A 26,573-nucleotide genomic window follows, 5' to 3' on the forward strand; every position below is an offset into this window, starting at 1 on the left:
ATTGTTTAAAATTGCAGTACTGCCTGGAGATGGAATTGGACCTGAAGTTATAGAAGAAGGATTAAAAGTTTTATCTGCTATAGAAAAAAAATATAAACTGAAATTTGATGTAAAAAAATATCACTTTGGGGGAGAAGCTATAGACAAATACGGTGTTCCATATCCGGAAGAGACAAAAAATGCGTGTCTTTCCAGTGATGCTGTACTTTTGGGAGCAGTGGGAGGCCCCAAATGGGATAACCTTGAGGGAGATAAAAGGCCAGAAGCAGGGCTTCTAGCTTTAAGAAAAAGCCTAGGGGTTTATGCAAATCTAAGGCCTGCTGTTCTTTATCCTCCTTTAAAAGAAGCTTCACCTTTAAAGAATGAACTATTAAAAGAGGGTTTGGATATTCTTGTGGTAAGAGAACTTACTGGTGGAATTTATTTTGGACCGAGAGGAACAGTTACTATAGATTATGGTTTTAAGGCTTATGATACAGAAGTGTACCAAACCTCAGAAATAGAAAGGATAGCGGTCATTGCCTTTGAAGCGGCTTTAAAGAGAAAGAAAAAAGTCACTTCTGTAGACAAAGCAAACATTTTGGATTCTTCAAGATTGTGGAGAAAAACAGTAGACGAGGTAAGTAAGAGATATCCTGAGGTTGAATTAAATCATATGTATGTAGATAATTGCGCAATGCAACTCGTTAAAAATCCTTCTCAATTTGATGTAATTCTCACTTCCAATATGTTTGGCGATATATTAAGTGACGAGGCTGCACAAATTGTAGGTTCTATAGGAGTACTTCCTTCCGCTAGTTTAAGAGAAGATAAAGTAGGACTTTATGAACCTATACACGGTTCTGCTCCAGATATTGCTGGAACAAAAAAAGCAAATCCTTTAGCTACAATACTGTCAGTTGCTATGATGCTGGAATATTCTTTTAATCTACTTGATGCTGCTAATGACATAAAGGATGCAGTAAATAAAGTTTTAGAGGCAGGTTATAGGACTTTTGATTTGGGAGAAGGAATAATTTTAAATACTCAGGAGATGGGAGATAAAGTGGTGGAGTATATAAAGGGGTGAGGATATTGATAAGCGAAAGCATAAAAAAGGGAGTCGAAAAGGCACCACATAGGTCACTTTTATATGCTTTAGGCTTGACTTATGAAGAGATAAAAAGGCCTATTATAGGAGTTGCAAATTCGAAAAACGAAATTATACCAGGACATATTCACCTTGACAAAATAGCTGAAGCTGTAAAAGCAGGCATCAGAATGGCTGGAGGAACTCCTATAGAGTTTTCCACTATTGGTGTTTGTGATGGCATTGCCATGAACCATAAAGGTATGAAATATTCACTGGGAAGTAGAGAGCTTATAGCAGATAGTATAGAAATCATGGCTACAGCTCACGGTTTTGACGGGCTTGTGCTTATACCTAATTGCGACAAAATAGTACCGGGAATGCTTATGGCAGCAGCACGCCTAAATATTCCTGCAATAGTTGTAAGCGGAGGCCCAATGCTTGCAGGAAAGTGTAATGGTGATGTGTGCGATTTAAGCAGCGTTTTTGAAGCTGTAGGAGCCCATAAAATTGGGAAAATCTCGGATGAAGACCTTTATAAAATAGAACTTAACGCCTGTCCTACTTGCGGTTCCTGTTCGGGAATGTTTACTGCAAACACTATGAATTGCTTGACAGAAGCTTTAGGAATGGGGCTTCCAGGAAATGGTACGATTCCGGCTGTTTATTCTGAAAGAATAAGACTTGCAAAGCAAGCTGGAATGAAAATCATGGAGCTTGTAGAGAGAGGAATTAAGCCTTCCGATATACTCACAAAAGAGGCATTCATAAACGCTTTTAGTTTAGACATGGCTTTAGGCGGTTCCACAAATACAATTTTGCATTTAAAGGCTATAGCCCATGAGGCAGGGGTAGAAATATCTCTTGATGAAATAAACGATATAAGCGGGAGAGTACCCAATTTATGTAAGTTAAGCCCAGCGGGAAAATACCACATAGAGGACTTGTATTTTGCAGGGGGAGTATCGGCTGTTTTAAAAGAACTGACGAAAGCTAACCTTATAAATGCTGAAGTGTTAACAGTTACGGGAAAGACATTGGGAGAGAATATAAAAGACGCGAAAATTTTAAATCATGATGTGATAAGGCCAATAGACAATCCTTACAGCAGTACTGGAGGCCTTGTGATAATGTACGGTAACATTGCAAAAGAGGGAGCTGTTGTAAAAGCATCTGCAGTAGCAGAGGAGATGCTAAGACACGAAGGACCAGCAAAAGTATTTGATTCTGAAGAAGAAGCTATTAAAGCAATATATGGAGGAAAAATACAAAAAGGCGATGTAGTTGTAATAAGATATGAAGGACCAAAAGGTGGACCGGGAATGAGAGAAATGTTAAGTCCTACTTCAGCCCTTGCAGGTATGGGACTTGACAAAGATGTGGCACTTATAACAGACGGTAGATTTTCAGGTGCAACAAGAGGAGCTTCCATAGGACACGTCTCTCCGGAAGCTATGGAAGGAGGAGAAATAGCTATACTTCAGGATGGAGACATAATTGAAATAGACATACCAGCAAGAAAAATTAATGTCAAGTTAAGTGAGGAGGAAATAAAAGAAAGACTAAAAAAATGGGTGAGACCTGAGCCGAAGATTAAAACTGGTTATATGGCAAGATATGCTAAACAGGTAACTTCTGCAAGTAAAGGAGCAGTTTTTAAGGGGGGAGCCTTGTGATATTAAAAGGTGCACAAGTTGTAATAGAAGTTTTAAAAGAAGTAGGTATTGATACCATATTTGGCATACCTGGAGGAGCAGTTATCCCTATCTATGATGCACTGTATGATTCTGATTTAAGACACATATTAGCAACACACGAACAGATGGCGGCACATATGGCAGATGGCTATGCAAGAGTTACTGGAAGAGTAGGGGTTTGTTTTGCTACCTCTGGCCCTGGTTCTACCAATCTTGTTACGGGTATAGCCAACGCTTATATGGATTCTGTACCTGTTGTGGCGATAACAGGACAGGTGCCTACAAATCTTATAGGAAAGGATGCTTTTCAAGAAGTAGATATAACAGGTATTACAATGCCTATAACTAAACACAACTTTATTGTAAAGTCTCCTGATAAATTAACAGATACTATAAGACAGGCATTTGCAATTGCTAAGAGTGGAAGACCAGGTCCTGTATTAGTAGATATTCCAAAAGATATACAAAACGCCGATATAGAATATGTAAAGGGAATAGGAGATAGTATTGATATAAAAAACGATATCAATGGAGTAGTTTCGCAAAAAGAATTAGACAAAGCTATAGAGCTTATTTTACAAAGTAAAAAACCTGTAATCTTTGCAGGAGGAGGAGTGATTTGGGGAGAAGCATCAAACGAACTCGTAGAATTTGCCGAGAAGACCAATATACCTGTTGCTACTTCTTTGATGGGATTGGGAGCTTTTCCAGAAGACCATCCTTTGTCATTAGGTCTTATTGGTATGCATGGAAGCAGATTTGCGAATTTGGCTGTGTATAAATCAGACCTTGTGATAGCGATAGGGACGAGATTTAGCGACAGAGTTGCTGGCAAAGCAGGAGGACTTGCACCAAATGCTAAAATAATCCATATTGATATTGACCCTGCAGAATTAGGGAAAAATGTAGAAGTAGATGTAGCAATTATAGGTAAAGTAAAAGAAGTTTTAAGACTCTTAATGAATAAACTTTCATTCATTGAAAGAAAGGAATGGTTAGAGGAAATTTCTTTCTTGAGAGAAAAGCACGGATTAAAGTATAAAAACGATGAAGTTTTAAGGCCTCAGTGGATAGTAGAAAAAATTCAACAGCTTTCAAACGATGACCTTATAATAGCCACGGAAGTGGGACAAAATCAAATGTGGGCTGCGCAGTATTATAAATTTAAGCAGCCGAGGACTTTTGTTACCTCAGGAGGACTCGGGACAATGGGCTTTGGGCTTCCTGCTGCAATAGGTGCACAGGTGGGAAAGCCAGACAAAAGGGTTGTGAACATTGCAGGTGATGGAAGTTTAAGAATGAATATACATGCTTTGGAGACAGCTGCAGTATACAATATTCCGGTTATAACGGTATTACTCAACAACCGGACTTTAGGTATGGTAAGACAATGGCAAAATCTTTTGTACAATAAAAGATTTTCGCAGACAGATTTAAATGCAAATTTAAACTTTGCAAATCTTGCCAATGATTTTGGAGTAGAAGGAATAAGAGTGACAACAAAAGAGGAATTTGAAAAAGCTTTTAAAAAAGCCTATAGTCAAAAAAGACCTTTTATGATAGAATGTATTATAGACAAAGACGAAATGGTGCTTCCATTTATCCCCGCAGGTGGAACTGTTGAAAATACAATTGGATAAAACCTTCAGGGATCGGTGAAATTCCGTACCGGCGGTATAGCCCGCGAGCCTTTTGGCAGACTCGGTGAAATTCCGAGGCCGACAGTTAAAGTCTGGATGGGAGAAGGAGAAATATTCCCCAGGGAATATGTTCTCTGGGGGTTTTTTTAACCCTGAAGGTTTAACCTTCAGGATTTTTTAGTATAGGAGGGATTAAATTGGAAGAATATATGAAAAGGGCTTTAACACTGGCTAAAAAAGGATGGGGATACACAAATCCTAATCCACTTGTGGGTGCTGTAATAGTTAAAAATGGAAAAATAATAGGTGAGGGTTATCATGAATATTTTGGAGGGCCACATGCTGAAGTAAATGCATTAAAAAATGCAGTTGAAAATGTTGAAGGTTCTACTATGTTTGTAACACTTGAACCTTGCAGCCATTATGGCAAAACGCCTCCTTGTGTTGAAGAAATAATTAAATCTGGCATTAAGAGAGTGTATATAGCGATGGAAGACCCAAATCCTAAGGTTAGCGGGAACGGTATAAAAAGGTTAAAAGAGGCGGGAATAGAAGTACATGTGGGGATGATGGAGAAAGAAGCGAGGAAACTCAACGAAATATTTGTTAAATATATTACGACAAAATTTCCCTTTGTGATATTAAAATCTGCTATGAGTATTGATGGTAAGATTGCTTGTTATAATGGAAATTCTAAATGGATTACAAATAGGAAATCAAGAAAATTTGCTCATAAAATAAGAGGACGGGTATCCGCTATTATGGTTGGGGTAAATACAGTAATTAAGGATAACCCAATGCTTACAACAAGGTTGGAGGGGTATAAAAATCCTGTAAGGATTATTGTGGATAGTAGAGGTAGAATTCCACTTGACTCAAATGTAATAAGAGACAAAACGGCAAAACCGATAATTGCTACAACAGAACTTATGCCAAACAATGTGAGAAAGAAGCTTGAAGACATGGATATTGAAGTTATTATATTAAAGAATGACAATGGAAAAGTACCTTTAAAAGAGCTAATGGTAAAACTTGGAGAGAGGGGAATTGATAGTGTATTGATTGAAGGCGGTGGGACATTAAATTGGTCTGCATTTAAAGAGGGAATTGTTGATAAAGTTATGTTTTTTATATCACCTAGAATAATAGGAGGAAAAAATGCTTTAACACCTGTAGAAGGTATAGGTTTTTCGGATATAGGAAATTCAATAGAATTAAAAGATGTGGAGATTGATAGAATAGATGATGATATACTAATAACAGCATATGTAAGAAAGTAGGTTATGGCGTATGTTTACTGGAATTATAGAAGAAACAGGAACTGTTAAGAATATTACACATGGTACTTTTACAAAAATTGTTATAAAATGTAGCAAAGTCCTTGAGGAAACAAAAATAGGTGATAGCATAGCAGTTAACGGTGTATGTTTAACTGTTACTAATATATCAGACGAAAGTTTTGCGGCTGATGTTATGCCTGAAACCATGAGGGCAAGTAATTTAAAAGATCTGAAAACTGGAAGCATTGTCAATCTTGAAAGAGCACTTCAAGTTGGAAGGAGAATGGGCGGGCATATTGTAACTGGCCATATAGATTGCGTTGGAAAAATCATAGAGAAAAGGCAGGAAAAAAATGCTTTTATATTTAAAATAGCTATCAATGAGAAATTTACAAAATACATTGCCCGTAAGGGAAGTATTGCGGTTGATGGTATAAGTTTAACGGTTGTTGAGGATGGATATGATTATTTTACTGTTTCAGTTATTCCACATACAATGCTTAAGACCACATTGGGTTATAAAGGGGTAGGAGATAGTGTAAATATCGAAGTTGATATACTTTCTAAGTATGTAGAAAAACTAATAGGGAAAAAGGATATAAAAGATTTATTAAAAGAAAATGGATTTATATAGATGTTGATGGCTTTTCTAAGTTAAGGAGGAAAGACCAATGTTTGATAGGATAGAAGATGCAATAGAAGATATAAAGCAAGGGAAAATGATTATTGTGGTAGATGATGAAAATAGGGAAAATGAAGGCGACTTAGTTATGGCAGCAGAAAAAGTTACAGGAGAACACATTAATTTTATGATAAAATATGGACGGGGTCTTGTATGTGTTCCGATGACAGAAAAGAGACTTAATGAGCTTGGCATTTACCAGATGGTTGAGAATAATACTGACCATAAAGAAACTGCTTTTACTGTATCTGTAGATTATAAAGAATGTACCACTGGTATTTCTGCATTTGAAAGAGCGCTGACAGTGAAGAAATTAGTAGACGATAATTCAAAGCCGGAAGATTTTACAAAGCCAGGACATATCTTTCCTTTAAGAGCCAAAGATGGTGGTGTATTAGTAAGGGCAGGGCATACAGAAGCGGCTGTAGACCTTGCAGTTCTTGCAGGACTCAAACCCGCTGGAGTAATATGCGAAATCATAAAAGACGATGGAAATATGGCAAGGTTGCCTGACCTTTTAGAGTTTGCAAAAAAATTTGGATTAAGAATCATATCTATTGAAGATTTGATAAAGTACAGAATGAAAAATGAAATACTTGTGAGAAGGGTAGCACAGGCGAAACTTCCAACGAAGTATGGAAATTTTGAAATTGTTGGATATGAAGAAATATTAACAGGAAAACAGCATGTAGCTCTGATTAAAGGAGATGTAAATAAAGAACCTGTACTTGTAAGGATACATTCTGAATGTCTTACAGGGGATATATTAGGGTCGCTAAGATGTGACTGTGGTGACCAGCTTCATGCGGCAATGGAAAGAATAGGACAGGAAGGAGGAGTACTAGTTTATCTGAGGCAGGAAGGAAGGGGCATAGGACTTTTAAACAAGATTAAAGCGTATCATCTGCAAGATCAAGGGCTTGATACTGTTGAAGCGAATATTAAGCTTGGTTTTCCACCCGATTTAAGAGAGTACAATATAGCTGCACAGATTTTGAAAGATATAGGAGTTAAAAAGATAAGGATTATGACAAATAATCCGCAAAAAATTACGGAATTATCAGACTATGGCCTTGATGTTGTAGAAAGGGTTTCTATAGAAATTTGTCCAAATCATTATAATGAAAAATACCTCAAGACAAAAAAGGAAAAAATGGGACATCTAATTTTGGAAGTGTAAAATGCTACAAAAAAATGAATTAAATGTAATTATTAAGTATATAATGAAAGAATATTAATAAGGAGAGTGTATAGTTTATGAAAATATATGAAGGAAAACTTATAGCAGAAGGAAAGAAATTTGGAATTGTAGTAAGCAGATTCAATGAATTCATAACGAACAAACTTCTCGAAGGGGCACTTGATGCCCTAAAAAGGCATGGTGCTTTAAATGAAAACATTGAAATTGCGTGGGTACCTGGAGCATTTGAAATACCGCTTATAGCTAAAAAGATGGCTGAATCTAAAAGATATGATGCAGTAATTGCACTTGGAGCAGTAATAAGAGGAGAGACACCCCATTTTGATTATGTTGCAAATGAGGTATCAAAAGGTATTGCAAAAATATCTCTTGATACAGAAGTTCCAGTTATATTTGGTGTTCTTACCACAGATACAATTGAGCAAGCTATTGTAAGGGCGGGAACAAAAGGTGGCAATAAAGGTTTTGAGGCAGCCGTTACCGCAATAGAGATGGCAAATCTAATAGATGAAATAAAATAAGGGCAAAATGCCCTTATTTTATTTCCAAGGAGGAATAATTTCTGCTTTTTGAAGAGCTTTAAATACTACTACAAATACAGGCCCTATTACAAGCCCTAAAGCACCGAAAAGTTTTGCACCTATAAACATAGATAAAAGCGTAACAAGAGGATGAAGTCCGATACTCTGACCTACAATCTTAGGCTCTATCATCTGTCTTACAACTACCACCAAGCCGTACAGTATTAAAAGATATATCCCTACCATGTAGTTTTTCATTATGATGTTATAAAGCGCCCATGGTACCATGACAGCACCAGAACCAAGTACGGGCAATGCATCTACAATGGTTACAAGAAGACCCAATAGAAATGGATAGTCAAAACCTATCATTGCAAGGCCTATGGAGACTTCCAAAAAGGTTATAAGCATTATTGTTGCTACTGCTCGCAGATAACCGAAAAATGTCTTTAAAAGGTCTACCTGAATATTTTTTGCATGCTGTGCCCAATGAGATGGAATCTGCCTTTTTATAAAATCTAGTATAAGCTGTTTATCTTTGCTTATAAAAAAAGTAGCAACGAGTGTTATCAAAGTCATAAAGAAAAAATTAGGCAATTTTGTTGCAAAATTCAAAAGCCATGTAGCAAGATTCTTTGCAAATAAAGATATATAATTTAAAATAGAATGCATGTTGCTTTCAATAAGGGAGGTAATATTTGGAGGCAATGATATGTAATAGGTCCTTATTCTGTCAACAAGATTTAAAATTGCATCATTAATAGTATTTGCGTAATTTGTGCTTATTTCTGCAAGAGAACTTAGTTCATATATAAGTTGTGTTACTATTATTGCAATAAGTGATCCTATCACACCTATTAATATCAAAAGTAAAATAAAGGATGCTAATCCTCTTGGCACCTTTAATTTCTTTTCCAAGAAATTTACTCCAGGATCAATTATTACAGCGAAAATCAAAGCCATTACAAACGGCATCAAAAAAGGAATAATTTTAAATATGACCAAATAAAATATAATAAAAACGGAAACAATAAGTATTATTTTTTTAATTATATCGCTGTATTTTAAATAATTGTTCACCCTATTAACCTCCTTTCACTTTATTATAATATGAGAATCAATGAAAGTCTATTGTAAAAATAAAAAATCCGCCGAAACGGATTTTTAAAGGGCGGTTTTTATTTTTGCTATTTCTTTTGACTTTTGAGCAAGTTCATGTCGCGTTATGATTCCTTTTTCTACCAACAAATCTATTAAGGAAAGTAATGCTAGCAAGTTTTTGTACTCTGTATCTTTTATTTCCGCCAAATCTAAAAGATATTCTATTTCTCTCATTTTACATCTCTCCCAATATGTGCTTTAATTTAATTATTGACATATATTAGAGAATTATACATACGAAATAAAAAAATTAGAATTTGTTTGAAGTTTATGTTATAATATCACTGTACTTTTAAGTGAGGAGAGAAAATATGGACAAAAACGTACAAAAAGAAATATTAAGCTGGATATTTACTATAGCTCTCGCTTTCTTGATTGCTCTGTTTATAAGAACGTATGTTTTCGAATTGGTAGATGTACCCACAGGTTCAATGCTAGATACTATTCAGTTAAATGATAAATTCATTGTAAACAAGTTTATATACAAATTTGAACCTGTAAAGCGAGGAGACATTGTAGTATTCCGCTTTCCTGACAACCCAAAGGTTAACTTTGTAAAAAGAGTGATAGGAATAGGTGGAGATGTAATTGAAATAAAAAATGGAGTATTAATAAGAAATGGCGAGGTGGTGAAGGAGCCTTATATAAAAGAACCAATGAAGGGAAATTTTGGCCCATATGTTGTTCCGCCTGGTCATTACTTTATGTTGGGAGATAATAGAAATGAATCTATGGATAGCAGATTTTGGCAGCATAAGTACGTATCTAAAGATCAAATTTTGGGCAAAATAGTCTTTAGGATATGGCCTCCTAATAGAGTTGGTTCTATGTCTGGAAAATAGCTATTGAAAGTAGTTTGATAAAGTAGTATAATATTAAAAAAATATGTCGGCAATGAAGGGACGAGTAGTAAGTATAAACTTTTAAGAGAGCTGGTGGTGGGTGCGAACCAGTAAGTTTTACTTATGAATTCCATCCCGGAGCTAAGGTGTAATGACCTTCGGGCGACCGTTAAATCATGTGGAGGGCTTATTTAAGCCAAAAGAGGGTGGCAACACGGCATTCCCGTCCCTTTGTGGGACGGGAATTACTTTTAAAGGAGGTTGTTTGTATGATAGATGTAAAAAGAATAAGAGGCAATCCTGAAGCTATTAAGAGGGCTATTGAGCTTAAAAAGGACAAGGCGGATATAGATAAATTTTTAAAACTAGATGAAAGAAGAAGACAGATGTTAGTAGAATTAGAAGCATTAAAAAATAGGCGAAATGTAGAATCAGATAATATTGCAAAACTTAAAAGAGAAGGAAAAGATGTCAGCGACTTGATAGCTGAAATGAAAGAATTGTCCAGCAAAATAAAAGAAATGGAGCAAGAAGTAAAAGAGGTAGAAGAACAATTGGAGGGAATTTTGTGGACAATCCCTAATATACCTCATGAAAGTGTGCCAATAGGGGATAGCGATGAAGATAATGTTGAAGTAAGAAGATGGGGTGAACCGAGAAAATTTGACTTTGAACCAAAATCTCATTGGGAAATAGGAGAAGAACTGGATATTTTAGACTTTGAAGCTGCAGCGAGAGTAACAGGCTCAAGGTTCACTTTTTACAAAGGTCTTGGGGCTCGTTTAGAAAGGGCACTTATAAATTTCATGCTGGACTTACACGTTGAAAAACATGGGTATACTGAGGTGTTTCCTCCATTTATAGTACATAGAAGGAGTATGCTTGGCACAGGACAACTTCCTAAATTTGAAGAAGATGCTTTCAAGGTTTACGGTACTGATTATTTTTTGATACCCACGGCAGAAGTACCTGTAACCAATATGTACAGAGATACAATAATAGATGGTGACAAGCTTCCAATATATCATTGTGCTTATAGCGCATGTTTCAGACAAGAAGCAGGTTCCGCGGGAAGAGATACAAGAGGACTTATAAGGCAGCACCAATTCAACAAAGTTGAACTTGTCAAATTTACAGAACCAGACAAATCCTATGAAGAATTAGAAAAAATGACTAAAGATGCGGAAGAGGTTTTACAACTGTTGGGACTTCCTTATAGAGTGGTGGCCATATGCACAGGTGATTTAGGCTTTACTGCTTCAAAAAAATATGACATAGAAGTGTGGATGCCAAGCTATGGAAGATATGTAGAAGTTTCCTCTTGTAGCAATTGTGAAGATTTTCAAGCTAGAAGAGCTAATATAAAGTACAGACCTAAAGATGGAAGCAAAGCACAATATGTTCACACCTTAAATGGGTCTGGCGTCGCTGTAGGAAGGACCTTTGCTGCAATATTAGAAAATTATCAGCAAGAAGATGGTTCAGTTGTCATACCAGAAGTTTTAAGACCTTACATGAGAGTAGATATTATAAAGAAATAAATGTATATTGACAATACTGCTGGTGTATGATATACTTTATATCGTCCCAGCAGGGAGAGGTGTCCGAGTGGTTTAAGGAGCTGGTCTTGAAAACCAGTGACCCCGAGAAGGGGCCGTGGGTTCGAATCCCACCCTCTCCGCCATAAAATTAATATTTTTTATGAGCAACCAGTGTGGAGAAGTACCCAAGATGGTGAAGGGGCGGTCCTGCTAAGACTGTAGGTCGGGGATAACCCGGCGCGAGGGTTCGAGTCCCTCCTTCTCCGCCATTTTATTATGTGGTTGCTCTATTTTATTATTTTTTGTCTTTTCCAAGTATTACTGTCACATCTACTTTTACATCAGGTGATATATCTTTTTCTACATTAGTTATAAAAAGTGCTTTTGCAACTTTTTTAGCTTTTTCTTCATCTGTCCTTGCGTATACGCGAGAAGAATTGAAAGTCATACCGACTACATTTCCAATTTTCACAACATTGAAGCCTTCGTTTTTTAGAATTTCAGCGTATTTCGTGGCAAGTCCCGGTATTCCTGCACCGTTTAAAATTTCTATTTTTATGTTTTTATTTTCAAGTGAAGACGTAGTTGAAATATTTGAGTTTGAGACCTCATCGATGAAAAGTTCTTTTACTATTTCTTGAGTTTTTATACTATCTACAAAGAAATAACTGGTATTGCCCTCATATCCCCCTTCTCCAGGAAGCGCAATTGCATCTATAGTTGAAGGCTTATCTTTAATGAATTGATAAGCATATTGAGTTATTTCAGAAGCAGATAAGTCTGTTTTCAAATATTGACTTATTGTTATTGCTAAAGAAGGCACTTTTGGTAATATTGAAGGTTGCAGTATTTTTTTCAATAAAGCTTCGAGAAATTGATGCTGTGCCTTTATTCTTCCAAGGTCACCGTCTACATAACCATGTCTATATCTTATAAACTGGATTGCCTTTTCTCCATCTAATACTTGTCTGCCTTTTTTTAAATCTATATGAAGAGGGGGATTTGCACTATTGTCATCGTATTTCATGTTAAAAGGTACATCAACTTCTACTCCTCCAATTGTATCTATTATTTTTTTAAAACCTTCATAATTTAAAATTACATAATTATCAATTTTGATATTTAGTAAATTTTCTACTGCATTTTTTAACCCATCTATTTTTTCTTCAGAAAATGCAGCATTTATTTTTTTCTCTTCTGGGGCGTTAAATCCAGGTCTTGGATAATATGTATCTCTTGGAATTGATAATATATTTATTTTTTTATTTAAAGGGTCATAATTTATTATTAAAATAGTATCTGATAAATTATTTTCATCACTGCCCACAAAAAGAATATTTTTTCTTTTTATATTTTCTATTTTGTTATTTTGAGATTTATTTTTGTTGACAGCAGAAGTATCTTTTTCATGAGAAGCAAGGCCGTGAATATTTTTATAAAATATATAAGTTCCCACACCAACGGAGAGGATGATACCTATCACAATAAAAATTATTATTTTCAATGTTTTTTTCATGGTTTTTCCTCCTATAACTATCATACCAATATTTTGTTTATATAATGAATATATAGCATTTTAGAAATTAAAAGTCAATTAATAGAATGTTACAAGTTATTAAATATTTATTAACTTTATTCTTCTTTCTTTATTTAACTTTCTTTATTTAAAGATACATGTCAAGGTTATGATATAATTAATAAAAAGAAAAGCTATAAAAAAAGGGGTGCTAAGTTTGAAAAAACCTAATATCTTTTTAATTTCTTTGATCATTTTAATTTTTGCGATTTTAGGAATTATTGTAAGTTTGGTAAACTTCATCGTAGATTTTCAATGGTTTTCTGATTTGCATTATCTTGATGTATTTTTTAAAAAATTTTTGACTCAGTTTACAATGGGTGTGCCGATTTTCATTCTTGTATTTATGGTGTTGTACTTTTATGCAGACAAAATAATAAGAGATTATGTTAACTTTGCACAGGATATAATCGTTAAAAAGAATGTTAACATATATAGAAGAGTGGGTATTGTTGTTTCTTTATTAACTGCACTATTTATAACACTATATGCAGCAACAAATTGGTGGAATGATTTATTGTTTTTTGTAAATTCTGTAAATTTTAATGAAACTGACCCTATATTTCATAAAGATATTAGCTTCTATATGTTTAAGTTACCGCTTTTATATGATATTTATAATCTATTAATTGTGTTTATACCTGTGATGATAGTTGTCATAATAATTGCATATGGACTAATATACTTGTCTGACAAAACAAGGTTTTATGAAATTTCAGATAGAGACGGAAATTTATTTAAAGCCATTTATAACAAAGACATTTTAATAAAAGCATTTAAAGAACTTGTACTTTTAGGATTTATCTTTTTTGTACTCATGGGCATAGGGTATTATTTAAAAACTTTTAAACTTTTGTATTCTACAAAAGGTATAGTTTTTGGAGCGACTTATACTGATATTCACGTTTCACTGCAGTTTTACAGGGCACTTGCAATAGTTTCTTTTGTAGCAGCAATTTTGCTTTTGGTAGGATTTTATAGGAAAAATATAAAATATATAGTTGCTGCTCCAGCTATTATAATAATTTTAGCAGCCATAATGGTGCTCACTGAAACAGCCGTTCAGAATTTAATTGTTTCTCCTAATGAGTTGGACAAAGAAAAAAAATATATAAACTATAACATAGAATACACAAAAAAGGCTTTTGGGTTAGATAGAGTAACAGAAAAAAATTATGATATGAAAAAAGAGTTAACTCCTAAAGTTTTGGAAGAAAATAAGGCTACTATTGATAATATAATGATTAACGACTATAGACCAGTTAAACAGGCGTATAATCAATTACAAGCGATAAGACTTTATTACAAGTTTAATGACATTGATATAGATAGGTATACAATAAATGGAAAGTACAGGCAAGTATTTTTAGCAGCAAGAGAGATGGACCATGAGAGTTTATCTCCTCAAGCAAAAACATGGATAAATTTGCATTTAAAATATACCCATGGCTACGGTGTAGTAATGTCTCTAGTCAATGATGTTACCCCAACAGGCCAACCGGCTATGATAATAAAAAACGTACCACCTTCTACCAATACTGATATAAAAATTGATAGGCCTGAAATTTATTTTGGAGAACTTACTAACAATTATGCTATTGTAAATACGAAAACTGGAGAATTTGATTATCCTTCTGGAGACAAAAATGTCCAGACAAATTATAAAGGAACTACAGGTATACCTATGACATTTATAAATAGAATTCTTTTTAGCATATATACAGGGGATGCAAGAATTTTATTGTCTGCTGATATAACAAAAGACAGTAAGATACTCATATATCGCAATATAGAGCAAAGGGTTTCTAAAATAGCTCCTTTTTTGCTCTATGACGATGACCCTTACATTGTAATAGATAATGGTAAACTATATTGGATAATAGACGCTTACACATATTCTACTAATTATCCGTATTCTCAGCCTTATGGAAGTGTGGGAATCAATTATATAAGAAATTCTGTGAAGGTAGTTATAGATGCTTATAATGGGGATGTTAAGTACTATATTTCAGACAATAATGATCCTTTAGTAAAAGTATATAGCAAAATCTTCCCTACACTATTTAGAGATATAAAAGAAATGCCTTATGGTTTGAAACAACATATAAGATATCCTCAATTTCTATTTGACATTCAAGCAGAGGTTTATAAAAATTATCATATGACTGACCCACAAGTGTTTTACAATAAAGAAGATGCATGGGATATTGCAAAAGAAAAATTTGAAGATAAAATAGAGTATCAAGAATCTCAATATATGATAATGAAGCTGCCAGGAGAAACTAAAGAGGAATACATTTTAATGATACCTTATACTCCTGCCACAAAAGCTAATATGGTGGCTTGGATGGCAGCAAGAATGGACGGAAAAAATTATGGTAAACTTATTGTATATAAATTTCCTAAAAATACCATTATTTATGGACCTTTGCAAATAGAAAACATGATTGACCAAGACCCTAATATTTCTAAAGAATTAAGTTTGTGGAACCAACAAGGCTCAACAGTCAATAGAGGAAATCTCCTTTCGATACCAATTGATGATTCTATGCTTTATGTAGAGCCTTTGTATATACAATCTCAAAATCAGAATGCGTTGCCAGAAGTAAAGAGAGTGATAGTAGCTTATAAAGACCAGATTGTAATGGAAGATACTCTAAAAAATGCTTTGAATAAATTATTTAACCTGAATGCTCAGCAAATATCTCAGCAAACTGTACCTTCGAATACAGCAAATGATACACAAAAGCAGCTTATAGAGAAGGCTCATGAAACATATCAAAACGCTATGGAAGCAGTTAAGAATGGAAATTGGACTGATTTTGGGAAATACATGGATGAATTAAAGCAGATATTAAATGAATTAAATGAAAGTGTAAAAAAATAATGTAAGGGAAATAAAGCAAGTTACATTGCAATTAAAATTAAAATGTGTTATTATATATTATAGCTTAAGCGCCCGTAGCTCAATTGGATAGAGCGTTTGACTACGGATCAAAAGGCTGGGGGTTCGAGTCCCTCCGGGCGCACCAGAATTTAGACGAAGTTGATGGTATGCATTGTCTCGATATCATAGAAGGTGTGCAACCAAACTAGCAAAAAAAAAATTTTAATTTTAGAGATTTTACAAGGGCCATCTTATGAATTAGTCTCACTAAATAGAATATATTGAAGGGTAGGTATTTTCTGAATACCTGCCCTTTACTTTTGTTTAGAATTGATGTAATTATTAGAAATTTTATAAATCAACTAGCTAATAAGTTGATTAACTATGCTCGCTATAATATCTTTTCATTTTATACACTTATCTTTTTACTTAAGCATATAATATTATTGGTCAAAAAAATTATTATTGGAGGCTGAGCTATATGGAACTATCAATTGAGGAAATTAAAAATTATTTTGATTTCAATAATAAAAAAGACGATGGTCAAACTCATAACCATGAGTTTTTAGGTAGTACAAAATTAGCAGCAGAAGACAAAAAAAGAAAAGAGGGAAAAGAAGAACAACACAATCATCGCTTTGCAGGTGTCACCAGCCAAGTTATACCAGATGGTGATAGTCATGTTCATGCAATATTGGTCAGTACTGACTTCTATGAGGATCATCATCATGAGATAGGCGTAATAACTGGTCCTGCTATTGATGTTGGGGATAATAAGCATGTGCACTTTGTTGAAGGAAAAACTACTGTTGATGATGATCACTATCATGAATTCATTTTTGCTACCTTAATTGAAGATCCTATTTCTGATTTTGAGCACTATTAATAATTTTATCATATTAAGATGACCATATTAAAAGCCCGGTTCAAGTCCGGGCTAAAATTGTATTGTAAACTGCCTGTTATTCGGTTTTTTGACACGGACCTAGCTTTTTAGAGGCACTTGACACTACAATAATTCTCTGGTAAAATACCTTTATGCAGAATACAAATAAAGGCCGTAGGTTGGTGGTATGATTAATAAATTCATGAAAGCTGCTATTTTAGAGGCGAATAAAAGTTACCAACTTAGAGAAGTACCTGTTGGAGCTGTTATTGTAAAAGATGATCAAATAATTGGAAGAGGATTTAACCAAAAAGAGGCTACAAATGATGCTACAGCTCATGCTGAGATAATGGCAATAAAAGAAGCTTGTAAAACTCTTGGCAGCTGGAGATTGGATGACTGTAGCATGTATGTCACCTTAGAGCCTTGTCCAATGTGTGCAGGAGCTATTTTAGAAGCACGTATAAAAAGAGTATATATTGGGACAGAAAGTGATAAATCTGGTGCTGCTGGTACAGTCATAAACCTTTTAAACAATCCTGATTTAGGAAGTAAAACAGAAGTATATTTTGGCATAATGGAAGATGAATGCAAGATGCTTTTAGAAAATTTCTTTAAGACTTTAAGAGAATAAGTGCGGAGAGATGGCTGAGTGGTCGAAAGCGCTCGCCTCGAAAGCGAGTGGGCGAATTTTTCGCCTCGCGAGTTCGAATCTCGCTCTCTCCGCCATAAAATAGACGTGGAGAGATGACCGAGTTGGTCGAAGGTGCACGACTGGAAATCGTGTGTACCCCCTAAAAGGGGTACCGAGGGTTCGAATCCCTCTCTCTCCGCCATTTTTATCGATTTTCATTTTGTAAGAATCTTGTGTTATATTGGATGGTCTATTACAGTTTGAATACAAGTCTAGGTAAAAAAACAGAAACAACACAATCATTGCCAAGTAGTGTGTGAAAAGTGGAAGATGGAATACTCGGGCCGTACTAGATGGGGAGGTAGCGGTGCCCTGTAACCTGCAATCCGCTATAGCAGGGTTGAATTCCCAGGCTGAGGCCTGACCATTGTAAGGTCTGGCATAGGTAAGTGGCGTTGATACTTGAGTCCTGCGCAACGGAAACTTGTGAACCCCGTCAGGTCCGGAAGGAAGCAGCGGTAAGCAAGCACTTCCGTGTGCCGCAGGGGCGCTTGAGTGGAGCCAACTGCTTATGTAACGCTTATGGTGGCAGGTCGAAGCTGGGTGTACGGCCTTTTATTTTTGCCTATATATTTTAAAGACTTTAAAAGTGCCGATGCTTGAAATGCACTTATTCTGAGTTTTTATAAAGTTATTCAGAATGAGTGTATTATTTTTTTATGGGTTTTTATCTACCTTAATAATTTTTCTAGGATACATATTTTACAAAATTCTTCTCAAAATTTCTATTTAACTTTTTATGGCTTTTATCCGAAATAATATAAAAAGTCGTTTTCTATAAAAGAAGAAAGACGGGGGATTTTATGATTAGTAATTATAATAAAAAGTTATTTTTTGTTTTATTTGGTTTTTCGATGACTGTTTATGCATTATCTATTGTACATTTTTTATCAGGATTTGAAAATAAAATTTTCATTGGGGGTGTAATTTTATTAATTTCGATGGGTTTATCTGCTATTTTGTCTAAAGTATTGTCTCGACCCCTTGAAAAATTAAATGAAGGGGTAAAAAAAATAGCAGATGGGGATTTTAATTTTCGCTTAAATATTACCAACTCAAAAGAATTTGCAGAATTATCGAAAAATCTAAATTCTGTGGCAACGGAGTTGTCGCAAAGTTATATAAAACTAAAAGAGCAAACTGAAAATTTAATGCGTCAAAACAAAGAATTGCAAGAATTTAATGCGGAGTTGGAGGCTTCGTATGAACAATTAGAAGCTTTAGCTCACGAGCTAGAAGTTTCTGAAAGAAAGTATAGATTGTTAGTTGATAATATTCGGGATATTCTGTGGTTGACAGACAAAAATTTTATTATTGAATTTGTAAATTCGAGAGTTGTAAGATATTTAAATTATACACCTCAAGAGTTAATAGGGAAAAGCCTTTTGGAGATTGTGGATGAAGAAAGTAAAGAGACGTTAAAAGAGATGATGGCAGGGAAAATCAATTTTTCGGAGATTAATTTTAAAAGTAAAGAAGGCTTACTGGTCATAACAGAAACTCATGTGAAAAGGCTTAAAACTGATGGAGAGGTAGTAGGAATACAAGGAATTTCCCGGGATATTACAGAGGTTTATCATGTTAAACAGCAAATAGCTGAAAAAAACAATGAAATATTAGCCATTAACGATGTAGGAAAGCTTTTGACATCAGGAAGTGACATGAAGGAAGTGTTAAATGCGATCGTGGAAAAAGTAGCAAATATGCTCAATTCACCGCTGTGTACTATAAGAGAGTATGATAAAAAGTCTCAAAAATTTATATTGCTTATAAAAGGGGGAAAGCTTAGAAACTATCCTATTTTAAATGAAATAGAATTGCCACGAGAGGATATGAATGATTTAATAAATTTGAAAGAAATAAAAATAAAGAGGGTTGAGGAATTTCCACATGATAAAAATTTAGCTCCTATTTTTGCTGCTAAAGAAGTCTTTTCAGCTGTTATTGTTCCTTTGGTTTCAAGAAATGAGACAATTGGAATATTAACTGTATGGACCTCTACTAAAACAGTAAAAAACATGAGCTTGTTGAGGTCGATAGCGAGTGCAGTTTCTGTTGCAATTGAGAATTCTAGGCTTTATGATGAGGTCAAAAAATTATTTATAAAAACGATAGAAGCTCTTGCTTATGCAGTTGAAGCGAAAGATGTTTACACCAAAGGGCATTCAATGAGAGTATCTCAATACGCGGCGTTGATAGGGGAATATATAGGGCTTTCAAGAGAAAAAATAGAACAACTTAGAATTGCTGGGATATTGCATGATGTAGGAAAGATAGGTACTTCGGATGCTATTCTTTTGAAGGCGGGAAAACTTACAGATGAAGAATATAAAGTAATTAAAAGCCATCCAGAGATATCAAGAAAAATTTTGATGCCTATAGATCTACCAGAAGAGATATTAGAGGCTGTTTCAAAGCATCATGAGCGATATGATGGGAAAGGTTATCCTTATGGGTTAAAAGGAGAGGAAATTCCTATAGAAGCAGCAATTCTTGGCGTGGCGGATGCTTTTGATGCCATGACTTCAGATAGGTCTTACAGAAAGGGAATGAATGTTGAAGAAGCGATAAATGAGCTTTTAAAATATAAAGGAACGCAATTTCACCCTGAAGTAGTAGATGCTTTTATTTCTCTTTACATGAATGAAAAGCACAGATTAGAAGAGATAAAAAATCAAGTTTTTTCAAATGCTTCTTAAAAGATATAGAAATATATCTTTTTTTTTGTTACAATTGAAGATAATGAGGTGTTAAAGTATGTATCAGTCTTTATATAGAAAGTACAGGCCTAAAAGCTTTAAAGAGGTAGTGGGGCAGGAGCATATTGTAAAAACTTTAAAAAATCAAATAAAGCTTAATAGGATAGGGCATGCTTATCTTTTTACAGGTACAAGAGGTACAGGAAAAACCAGTATAGCCAAAATTTTTGCAAAGGCAGTTAATTGCTTAAATAATACAGAGGGAGAGCCTTGCAATTCTTGTGATATTTGCCACGCTATAAATAACAACACTACTATGGATGTTTTAGAGATTGATGCTGCTTCTAATAACAGTGTAAATGATGTAAGAGAGTTAAGAGAGTCTGTAATTTATGCTCCTTCTCAAACAAAGTACAAAGTATATATAATTGATGAAGTGCATATGCTTTCTACAGGGGCTTTTAACGCTCTTTTAAAAACATTAGAAGAACCCCCTTCTCATGTGATTTTTATTCTTGCTACAACTGAACCAGATAAATTGCCTGATACTATTTTGTCAAGATGTCAAAGGTTTGACTTTAAAAGAATACCTACACGGTTAATTGCTCAAAATCTTGATAGAATTTGTAATGACAGTGGAATAAAAATCGAAGATAAAGGACTTAAAACTATTGCCCTTTATGGAAATGGTTCTATGCGAGATGCGATAAGTCTACTGGAGCAATGCATATCTTACAAAGAAGGTTTTATAACTTATGAAGATGTATGTGAAATGTTAGGCGTAGCTAATGATGAAATGCTATTTTCCCTTTTAGATTATATAAACGCTAAAGATGTAGCAGCTTCTTTGAAACAGTTAGATAAAATTTTATCTTATGGAATAGACTTAGGAAATTTTTTAAAGTCTTTAACTTATATTCTAAGAGATATGGTCCTTTACAAAACAGGAGGAGAAGAATTAAAAGAAATTTTGTATAGCAATGCAGAAACGATAAAAGAAAAAGTGCAAAACTTTGGCACTGCTTTTTTGACTAATGCTTTAGAAAAATTCACAAATCTCCAACGAGAAATTAAATATGCTATATCTCCGTTAACTCTTTTAGAAATAACTATTTTGAGGTTGATAAAACCGGAGATTTCTTATGATATGTTGAGCTTGTTATCAAGGGTGGAGCAAATAGAGGATAAATTAACAAAAGGCCAATTTTTTTTAAAAGAAGAAAAAGAAGAAGATGAAAATAAGGAGAGAAATACTTTACCAAAAAAAGAAAAAACAACACAAATAATAGAACAAGAGGATATAGATCTAGAAAAAGTTTGGAATGAAGTAAAAGAGACGATAAAAAAAGAAAGAATAGCTTTGTACGCTTTTATAGAAAAAGGAACTCCTTATTTTAAAAATGGTACAATTGTGGTAGAATATCCTGAAGAGAATGCTTTATTTAAAGAGGAATTGAACAAAGCGGAAAACAAGAGTTTTATTGAAGAAATAGTAAAAAAACTGGTTGGTAAATCAATCCATTTAAAGTTTGAATTAAAGAAAAATGAAGAAGAATTATTGGTTCAGCAAGTTAAAGAGTTTTTTGGCGAAGATATAGAGATAATATAATTTTCACAAATAATTCAAAAAAGCATATAAATGTTTTTAGAATAAATTTTAGGAGGTTAAATTATTATGGCAAAAGGAGGATTTCCGGGCGGGTTTAATATAAATAATATGATTAAACAAGCCCAGCAAATGCAAGAAGAAATAAAAAAAATGCAAGAACAATTAGTACAAAAAACGGTGGAAGCTACTGCCGGTGGTGGAATGGTAAAAGCAGTTGCTAATGGCAGAAAAGAGCTTGTAAGTATTGAAATAAACCCTGATGTAGTAGACAAAGAAGATGTTGAAACGCTGGAAGATCTTGTATTAGCTGCGGTTAATCAAGCTTTGAGAAATGCAGAAGAAATGATCGCTTCTGAAATGGCAAAGATAACTGGAGGATTAAATATTCCTGGACTGTTTTGAGGTGAAAAAATGGGCTATTATTCGGCATCTTTAGCAAAACTTATAGAAGAATTGTCAAAGTTGCCTGGTATAGGTCCTAAGACAGCGCAAAGGCTTGCTTTTTTCATAATAAACATGCCGACAGAAGAGGTAAAAAGTTTATCTCAATCGATTATAGATGCTAAAGAAAAAATAAAGTATTGTAAAATTTGTTACAACATAACTGACACAGAGGTATGTAACATATGTAATGATGAAGAAAGAGATAATTCTCTTATATGTGTTGTTTCTCATCCTATGGATGTTGTGGCAATGGAGAAAATACGAGAATATAAAGGAGTGTATCATGTACTTCATGGTGTTATTTCCCCGATAGAAGGTATAGGACCTGAAGATATAAAAATTAAAGAACTTTTAGACAGAGTGAAAAATGGGAATGTAAAAGAAGTAATACTTGCTACAAATCCCGATATAGAAGGAGAAGCAACTGCAATGTACATTGCTAAGCTACTCAAGTCATTAGGAGTAAAGGTTACAAGAATTGCCCATGGAGTGCCAGTAGGCGGTGACCTTGAATACACTGATGTTGTGACTCTTTCAAGGGCTTTAGAAGGTAGAAGGGAATTGTAAAGGGTATTGCATTTTTCTTTGTAGTTTATTATAATAAATTATGACAAATTTGAGAAGGCGATGGAGCTCGCCGTAAATGCGGAAACGCTAATGGCTCCTATTAGGATGACAGGCCTAATAGGAGTTTTTTATTGTCTAAAAATGTAAATAGAAAGGGAGATTTTCATGGAATACATTTATATGGGGGTTGGAGGATTTTTTGGAGCAGTACTCAGATACTTAATAACAATTTACTTTACAAAAATGCATCATACGGTGTTTCCCATTGAAACTTTTATGATAAATATTTTAGGTTCGTTTTTATTAAGTTTTATCACAAATTTTACTATGGATAAATACAAGATAAATACTAATTTGAGGTTAGCGATAACAACAGGATTTATTGGAGCTTTTACGACATTTTCTACTTTTAGCATGGAAACAATAAATTTATTAAAGGCGAGGGAAATTTATATTGCTTTAAATTATGTGATTTTATCAATAATAGGAGGACTTTTAATGTCCTATTTAGGATTTGAATTTGCTGACAAAATATTTGAGTTTCTTGAGGAGAGGGAAAAGGAATGATTAAAAGTACATTGTATGTTGGAATTGGAGGATTTTTTGGAGCAATATTGAGATATGAAATATCACGGCATATAAAAGAAAAGCGACAGATAATTATTCCAATCGAAACTTTCATTATAAATGTATTAGGTTCGTTTTTATTAAATTTTTTATCAAGTCCTAAAATAAATGTAAATTTAGACGATGATGTTAAACTTTTTTTAACAACAGGATTCCTAGGTGCTTTTACAACATATTCAACTTTTTCTCATGAGACAATAGATTTAATTAAAAACAAAAAATATTGTCAAGCCTTTAAGTATATGGCCTTAACAATTGTATTTGGGCTAATAGGAGGAGTGGTGGGATATTATATCGGAAATTGTGTGGGAAATTTAATTTGATTGGTGTATAATAGATATCAGTAGAAAATAAATATCAGTTAGGAGGAATAAAATGTGAATTTAAATTATAACGATCTCCTGTCTGCCATATCCTTGGCTCTTGATGTTCAAGAGTATAAAAACATGGGACATGCAAGAAGAGTGGCTTATATATCTTTAAGGATTGCAAAAATGTTGAATTTAAATGAAGAAGATATAAAAAAAATATATTATTCTGCCTTTTTGCATGATATAGGAAAAGGAGATGTATATGAAGACTTTAACACGGATGAATGGTGGAAACACAGCGTGAGAGGCAGTGAAGTTGTAAAGAAGCTTCCCTTTGGAAAACATTTTTCAGAGATTATAAGATATCATCACGAAAATTACGATGGCAGTGGATATTTTAAACTGAAAGGAGATGCTATTCCGTTAGGAGCCCAAATCATTTTTATAGCTGATCAATTGGATATACGATACACATCATTGATTGGAAAAGAAAGGGAGTATAATATTCGGAATAATATCAAAGAATTTATAAAAAATAGTTCTGGTAAAATGTTCAATCCTTTGGTTGCAAATGCTTTATTTGAGCTTACAAGGCAAGAAAAATTTTGGCTTGATTATAAATATTTTGATATAAAAAGTATATTAAAAACAATTGAACCTAAAGATACGATTTCAATAGAAATTGATGAATTAGAAGATATAGCAGAGGTTTTTGCGCAAATTATTGATAATAGAAGCAGATTTACATATAACCACTCAAAAGGTATTTCAGATTTAGCATATCACATGGCTAAAGTGATAGGCTATGATGAAGAAACAAGAAGGAAAATAAAAATTGCAGGTTTGCTCCATGACCTTGGAAAGCTAGCTGTACCTAATTTTATTCTTGACAAACCGGACAAGCTTACTGAGGAAGAATTTATGGTTATAAAATCTCATACCTATTATACTAAAAAAATACTCAAAGAAATAGGAGGAATAGATGATATAGCCGAATGGGCTGCAAATCATCACGAAAAATTAGATGGAAGTGGATATCCTGAGGGATTAAAAGGCGACGAAATTGGAGAGATTGATAGGCATATAGCAGTATGTGATATGTATCAAGCATTGACAGAAGACAGGCCGTATAGAAAAGGTCTTGAACCTAAACAGGCTATAGATATTATTGCAAGATCAGTAAAAAATAACAAAGTAAGTAGAAAATCTTTAGAAATTTTAAAAGAAGTAGTGTGTTGATGTATACTCAACCGTATTTAAGGAAATAATACGGTTGAGGAGGTATATTATGGGAATGCTTTTTGATTATTTAAAAGAAATAGCGGTAACAAAAAATATATATGACTATAATAGCGAGAACTATCAATTAGTAAATGAAGTAAAGCAAACGATAAAAGAATTGAAAGATGCAGAAATTTATTTTCAAAATGTTACAGACCCTGATTTAGTAGATTATGCTATATATCGGTTAGAGAGTTTAAAGAGAAAGTACATATATTTGTTAAAAAGAGCAAGAGAAGAGGGAATAAATTTTGATAATTTTAGCTCTCTTTTATCATAAATTGTCCTTCCCCTAAGTATAAATATAACAGTATGAACTCTTAGGGGGTTTTTATATGAACATAAGCATTGAATACAATATAATTATTGCTTATCTAATAGGCTTATTTCTCCTTTACTTTTTAGGTTGGCTATTAGTTGTGCCAAAAAAATTTTTGTTAAAAATTATAATAAATGGAATTATTGGTGGATTGATTTTGTTAATTATAAATTTGTTAGGAAAATCCATTGGATTATATATAGCTATAAATCCTGTTACTGCTCTTGTTGCAGGTTTTTTAGGTATTCCTGGGATAATTCTTTTGATAATTCTTCAGTATATTGCTTGAAGCTGATACAAAAATAAACAGTTTAAAAATCCTCCTTTTTGAAATAATAATTTATGAAAAACAAATAAAAGGAGGATTTTTATGACTGTCAAAAGTGATATGGAAAAGGCTATTGCAACAGCCCAAGCTGCCCTTGGAACTTATGCGCAGTTTGCAAGCTCCACAGAGGACCCTGCTGCAAAACAAATGTTCCAACAGATGCAACAAGATATGCAAAGACATGTTACTATGCTCACTAATAGGTTAAATTATATAAATAACCATAACAAACTTAATCAACAGTCTCAAGCTACTCAACAAGCAACTCAGCAGAATCAACAAAATGTTCTTACTAATAAAAAATAGTTTTTGGAGGCCTTGTGCCTCCGCTCTATTTTACTACAATGTTTACACCGATTTAAACTCATAAAAATGAGGATTATGATGCAATAATAAGATATATTCAATTAAATAGCTGTTATTTGGGTTTAATGAATATTTTTAAGTGTTGTTATTGATATATATTTGTGATATAGTATATACACGCAAGAGCGATTTATTGTTTAGAAATTCAATCTGTTAGTTACAAATTTCCATGATATAAGGCTTGACAAGAGGAGATATATTTGATAATATAGAGGGGCTGCGATGAAGCAGGTAGAGGGACCTTGAAAAATGAACAGTGAGGCAGAAGAGGAGAAGTAGAAGAGGTAAGGGAATGAAGCTGAGAGTTTGATCCTGGCTCAGGACGAACGCTGGCGGCGTGCCTAA

At 33.8% G+C, this 26,573-nt stretch carries 25 protein-coding genes, 5 tRNA genes, 1 other RNA gene, 2 riboswitches and 1 other annotated feature; of the genes, 28 read left to right on the plus strand and 3 right to left on the minus strand.

All coding sequences use genetic code 11. From position 1 onward, the window contains the following. The first annotated feature begins 1 nt into the window (after window position 1). From leuB to ribE, 7 genes are all read left to right on the plus strand, one after another. Complete coding sequence (gene leuB, locus I4N53_RS06290; protein ID WP_012994198.1) at window positions 2-1,069, plus strand: 3-isopropylmalate dehydrogenase; 1,068 nt, start codon at window positions 2-4, stop codon at window positions 1,067-1,069. Continuing rightward, a complete protein-coding gene (gene ilvD, locus I4N53_RS06295; RefSeq protein ID WP_013149506.1) occupies window positions 1,066-2,745 on the plus strand; it encodes a dihydroxy-acid dehydratase in 1,680 nt (559 codons plus the stop codon). Before leuB ends, ilvD begins: the two co-directional genes overlap by 4 nt. Continuing rightward, window positions 2,742-4,406, plus strand: coding sequence for a biosynthetic-type acetolactate synthase large subunit (ilvB, locus tag I4N53_RS06300; RefSeq protein WP_013149507.1), 1,665 nt, complete (start codon window positions 2,742-2,744; stop codon window positions 4,404-4,406). The genes ilvD and ilvB overlap by 4 nt, the downstream gene beginning before the upstream one ends. Further along, window positions 4,404-4,518, plus strand: a riboswitch (FMN riboswitch). (Overlaps the previous gene by 3 nt.) An 85-nt stretch (window positions 4,519-4,603) precedes the next feature. Further along, window positions 4,604-5,686 (plus strand): bifunctional diaminohydroxyphosphoribosylaminopyrimidine deaminase/5-amino-6-(5-phosphoribosylamino)uracil reductase RibD, encoded by a 1,083-nt coding sequence (ribD, locus tag I4N53_RS06305; protein ID WP_214495864.1) that lies wholly within the window; start codon window positions 4,604-4,606, stop codon window positions 5,684-5,686. 10 nt (window positions 5,687-5,696) lie between these two features. Further along, the gene (locus I4N53_RS06310; RefSeq protein WP_009052038.1) at window positions 5,697-6,320 is read left to right on the plus strand and encodes a riboflavin synthase; all 624 of its coding nucleotides are present in this window, start codon (window positions 5,697-5,699) and stop codon (window positions 6,318-6,320) included. Window positions 6,321-6,357: 37 nt separating this feature from the next. Further along, complete coding sequence (locus tag I4N53_RS06315) at window positions 6,358-7,548, plus strand: bifunctional 3,4-dihydroxy-2-butanone-4-phosphate synthase/GTP cyclohydrolase II (protein ID WP_013149509.1); 1,191 nt, start codon at window positions 6,358-6,360, stop codon at window positions 7,546-7,548. A 77-nt stretch (window positions 7,549-7,625) separates the two neighbouring features. After that, window positions 7,626-8,090: a 6,7-dimethyl-8-ribityllumazine synthase gene (ribE, locus tag I4N53_RS06320; protein ID WP_214495865.1), complete on the plus strand. Its 465-nt coding sequence runs from the start codon at window positions 7,626-7,628 to the stop codon at window positions 8,088-8,090. Window positions 8,091-8,108: 18 nt separating this feature from the next. Here the strand turns inward: ribE and ytvI are convergent, their stop codons facing one another. Next, a complete protein-coding gene (gene ytvI / locus I4N53_RS06325; protein WP_214495866.1) occupies window positions 8,109-9,170 on the minus strand; it encodes a sporulation integral membrane protein YtvI in 1,062 nt (353 codons plus the stop codon). An 84-nt stretch (window positions 9,171-9,254) separates the two neighbouring features. Next, the gene (locus I4N53_RS06330) at window positions 9,255-9,425 is read right to left on the minus strand and encodes a hypothetical protein (protein WP_013149511.1); all 171 of its coding nucleotides are present in this window, start codon (window positions 9,423-9,425) and stop codon (window positions 9,255-9,257) included. Window positions 9,426-9,562: 137 nt separating this feature from the next. Here I4N53_RS06330 and lepB point away from each other — a divergent pair, with 137 nt between their 5' ends. The 4 genes from lepB (at window position 9,563) to I4N53_RS06350 (ending at window position 11,903) form a co-directional block, all read left to right on the plus strand. Further along, on the plus strand, window positions 9,563-10,093 hold the full coding sequence (gene lepB, locus I4N53_RS06335; protein WP_012994207.1) for a signal peptidase I: 531 nt from the start codon (window positions 9,563-9,565) through the stop codon (window positions 10,091-10,093). A 43-nt stretch (window positions 10,094-10,136) separates the two neighbouring features. After that, window positions 10,137-10,327: a binding site (T-box leader), on the plus strand. A 35-nt stretch (window positions 10,328-10,362) separates the two neighbouring features. Next, entirely contained in the window at window positions 10,363-11,634 is a 1,272-nt protein-coding gene (serS, locus tag I4N53_RS06340) for a serine--tRNA ligase (RefSeq protein WP_013149512.1), read from the plus strand. 53 nt (window positions 11,635-11,687) lie between these two features. Beyond that, a tRNA-Ser gene (locus tag I4N53_RS06345) sits at window positions 11,688-11,777 on the plus strand. 32 nt (window positions 11,778-11,809) lie between these two features. After that, window positions 11,810-11,903: transfer RNA gene (locus I4N53_RS06350), tRNA-Ser, on the plus strand. A 26-nt stretch (window positions 11,904-11,929) separates the two neighbouring features. Here the strand turns inward: I4N53_RS06350 and I4N53_RS06355 are convergent. Further along, entirely contained in the window at window positions 11,930-13,150 is a 1,221-nt protein-coding gene (locus I4N53_RS06355; protein ID WP_028992427.1) for an LCP family protein, read from the minus strand. A gap of 217 nt (window positions 13,151-13,367) precedes the next feature. Here I4N53_RS06355 and I4N53_RS06360 point away from each other — a divergent pair, with 217 nt between their 5' ends. The 17 genes from I4N53_RS06360 to I4N53_RS06440 all read left to right on the plus strand — a co-directional run bounded on the left by I4N53_RS06360 (window position 13,368) and on the right by I4N53_RS06440 (window position 26,168). Then, window positions 13,368-16,097 (plus strand): UPF0182 family protein, encoded by a 2,730-nt coding sequence (locus I4N53_RS06360; protein WP_214495867.1) that lies wholly within the window; start codon window positions 13,368-13,370, stop codon window positions 16,095-16,097. Window positions 16,098-16,165: 68 nt separating this feature from the next. Continuing rightward, window positions 16,166-16,242 (plus strand) — tRNA-Arg (locus tag I4N53_RS06365). Between the two features lie 336 nt (window positions 16,243-16,578). Next, on the plus strand, window positions 16,579-16,983 hold the full coding sequence (locus I4N53_RS06370; protein WP_012994211.1) for a YmaF family protein: 405 nt from the start codon (window positions 16,579-16,581) through the stop codon (window positions 16,981-16,983). Window positions 16,984-17,170: 187 nt separating this feature from the next. Further along, a complete protein-coding gene (gene tadA, locus I4N53_RS06375) occupies window positions 17,171-17,617 on the plus strand; it encodes a tRNA adenosine(34) deaminase TadA (RefSeq protein WP_013149559.1) in 447 nt (148 codons plus the stop codon). Between the two features lie 4 nt (window positions 17,618-17,621). Further along, window positions 17,622-17,712: transfer RNA gene (locus I4N53_RS06380), tRNA-Ser, on the plus strand. Between the two features lie 12 nt (window positions 17,713-17,724). Beyond that, window positions 17,725-17,819 (plus strand) — tRNA-Ser (locus I4N53_RS06385). Between the two features lie 142 nt (window positions 17,820-17,961). Then, window positions 17,962-18,228, plus strand: an RNA gene (gene ffs / locus I4N53_RS06390) — signal recognition particle sRNA large type. 252 nt (window positions 18,229-18,480) lie between these two features. Continuing rightward, complete coding sequence (locus I4N53_RS06395) at window positions 18,481-20,376, plus strand: HD domain-containing phosphohydrolase (RefSeq protein ID WP_214495868.1); 1,896 nt, start codon at window positions 18,481-18,483, stop codon at window positions 20,374-20,376. Window positions 20,377-20,434: 58 nt separating this feature from the next. Further along, window positions 20,435-21,985, plus strand: coding sequence for a DNA polymerase III subunit gamma/tau (gene dnaX, locus I4N53_RS06400; protein ID WP_214495869.1), 1,551 nt, complete (start codon window positions 20,435-20,437; stop codon window positions 21,983-21,985). Window positions 21,986-22,051: 66 nt separating this feature from the next. After that, window positions 22,052-22,387 (plus strand): YbaB/EbfC family nucleoid-associated protein, encoded by a 336-nt coding sequence (locus I4N53_RS06405; RefSeq protein WP_012994215.1) that lies wholly within the window; start codon window positions 22,052-22,054, stop codon window positions 22,385-22,387. A gap of 9 nt (window positions 22,388-22,396) precedes the next feature. Next, on the plus strand, window positions 22,397-22,996 hold the full coding sequence (gene recR / locus I4N53_RS06410) for a recombination mediator RecR (RefSeq protein WP_214495870.1): 600 nt from the start codon (window positions 22,397-22,399) through the stop codon (window positions 22,994-22,996). Window positions 22,997-23,043: 47 nt separating this feature from the next. Further along, a riboswitch (Fluoride riboswitch) is annotated at window positions 23,044-23,103 on the plus strand. 58 nt (window positions 23,104-23,161) lie between these two features. After that, window positions 23,162-23,563, plus strand: coding sequence for a fluoride efflux transporter CrcB (crcB, locus tag I4N53_RS06415; protein WP_214495871.1), 402 nt, complete (start codon window positions 23,162-23,164; stop codon window positions 23,561-23,563). Next, complete coding sequence (crcB, locus tag I4N53_RS06420; RefSeq protein ID WP_214495872.1) at window positions 23,560-23,946, plus strand: fluoride efflux transporter CrcB; 387 nt, start codon at window positions 23,560-23,562, stop codon at window positions 23,944-23,946. Before crcB (I4N53_RS06415) ends, crcB (I4N53_RS06420) begins: the two co-directional genes overlap by 4 nt. Before the next feature lie 54 nt (window positions 23,947-24,000). After that, complete coding sequence (locus I4N53_RS06425; RefSeq protein WP_028992416.1) at window positions 24,001-25,173, plus strand: HD-GYP domain-containing protein; 1,173 nt, start codon at window positions 24,001-24,003, stop codon at window positions 25,171-25,173. A gap of 49 nt (window positions 25,174-25,222) precedes the next feature. Continuing rightward, entirely contained in the window at window positions 25,223-25,495 is a 273-nt protein-coding gene (locus tag I4N53_RS06430) for a DUF2508 family protein (RefSeq protein WP_012994220.1), read from the plus strand. 55 nt (window positions 25,496-25,550) lie between these two features. Next, entirely contained in the window at window positions 25,551-25,823 is a 273-nt protein-coding gene (locus I4N53_RS06435) for a pro-sigmaK processing inhibitor BofA family protein (protein WP_012994221.1), read from the plus strand. A gap of 81 nt (window positions 25,824-25,904) precedes the next feature. Next, the gene (locus tag I4N53_RS06440; RefSeq protein ID WP_012994222.1) at window positions 25,905-26,168 is read left to right on the plus strand and encodes a DUF1657 domain-containing protein; all 264 of its coding nucleotides are present in this window, start codon (window positions 25,905-25,907) and stop codon (window positions 26,166-26,168) included. The last annotated feature ends 405 nt before the right edge of the window (window positions 26,169-26,573 follow it).

It is taken from the genome of Thermoanaerobacter sp. CM-CNRG TB177 (genome assembly GCF_018588165.1).
In the GTDB taxonomy this organism is placed as follows: Bacteria; Bacillota; Thermoanaerobacteria; order Thermoanaerobacterales; family Thermoanaerobacteraceae; genus Thermoanaerobacter; species Thermoanaerobacter thermocopriae.

Excerpts from the sequence above, each read along its gene's own strand:
- I4N53_RS06310 (WP_009052038.1), top strand. The coding sequence starts at position 5,697 with ATGTTTACTGGAATTATAGAAGAAACAGGAACTGTTAAGAATATTACA.
- I4N53_RS06315 (WP_013149509.1), top strand. The coding sequence starts at position 6,358 with ATGTTTGATAGGATAGAAGATGCAATAGAAGATATAAAGCAAGGGAAA.
- ribE (WP_214495865.1), top strand. The coding sequence starts at position 7,626 with ATGAAAATATATGAAGGAAAACTTATAGCAGAAGGAAAGAAATTTGGA.
- I4N53_RS06330 (WP_013149511.1), bottom strand. The coding sequence starts at position 9,425 with ATGAGAGAAATAGAATATCTTTTAGATTTGGCGGAAATAAAAGATACA.
- lepB (WP_012994207.1), top strand. The coding sequence starts at position 9,563 with ATGGACAAAAACGTACAAAAAGAAATATTAAGCTGGATATTTACTATA.
- serS (WP_013149512.1), top strand. The coding sequence starts at position 10,363 with ATGATAGATGTAAAAAGAATAAGAGGCAATCCTGAAGCTATTAAGAGG.
- I4N53_RS06355 (WP_028992427.1), bottom strand. The coding sequence starts at position 13,150 with ATGAAAAAAACATTGAAAATAATAATTTTTATTGTGATAGGTATCATC.
- I4N53_RS06370 (WP_012994211.1), top strand. The coding sequence starts at position 16,579 with ATGGAACTATCAATTGAGGAAATTAAAAATTATTTTGATTTCAATAAT.
- tadA (WP_013149559.1), top strand. The coding sequence starts at position 17,171 with ATGATTAATAAATTCATGAAAGCTGCTATTTTAGAGGCGAATAAAAGT.
- I4N53_RS06395 (WP_214495868.1), top strand. The coding sequence starts at position 18,481 with ATGATTAGTAATTATAATAAAAAGTTATTTTTTGTTTTATTTGGTTTT.
- dnaX (WP_214495869.1), top strand. The coding sequence starts at position 20,435 with ATGTATCAGTCTTTATATAGAAAGTACAGGCCTAAAAGCTTTAAAGAG.
- I4N53_RS06405 (WP_012994215.1), top strand. The coding sequence starts at position 22,052 with ATGGCAAAAGGAGGATTTCCGGGCGGGTTTAATATAAATAATATGATT.
- recR (WP_214495870.1), top strand. The coding sequence starts at position 22,397 with ATGGGCTATTATTCGGCATCTTTAGCAAAACTTATAGAAGAATTGTCA.
- crcB (WP_214495871.1), top strand. The coding sequence starts at position 23,162 with ATGGAATACATTTATATGGGGGTTGGAGGATTTTTTGGAGCAGTACTC.
- crcB (WP_214495872.1), top strand. The coding sequence starts at position 23,560 with ATGATTAAAAGTACATTGTATGTTGGAATTGGAGGATTTTTTGGAGCA.
- I4N53_RS06430 (WP_012994220.1), top strand. The coding sequence starts at position 25,223 with ATGGGAATGCTTTTTGATTATTTAAAAGAAATAGCGGTAACAAAAAAT.
- I4N53_RS06435 (WP_012994221.1), top strand. The coding sequence starts at position 25,551 with ATGAACATAAGCATTGAATACAATATAATTATTGCTTATCTAATAGGC.
- I4N53_RS06440 (WP_012994222.1), top strand. The coding sequence starts at position 25,905 with ATGACTGTCAAAAGTGATATGGAAAAGGCTATTGCAACAGCCCAAGCT.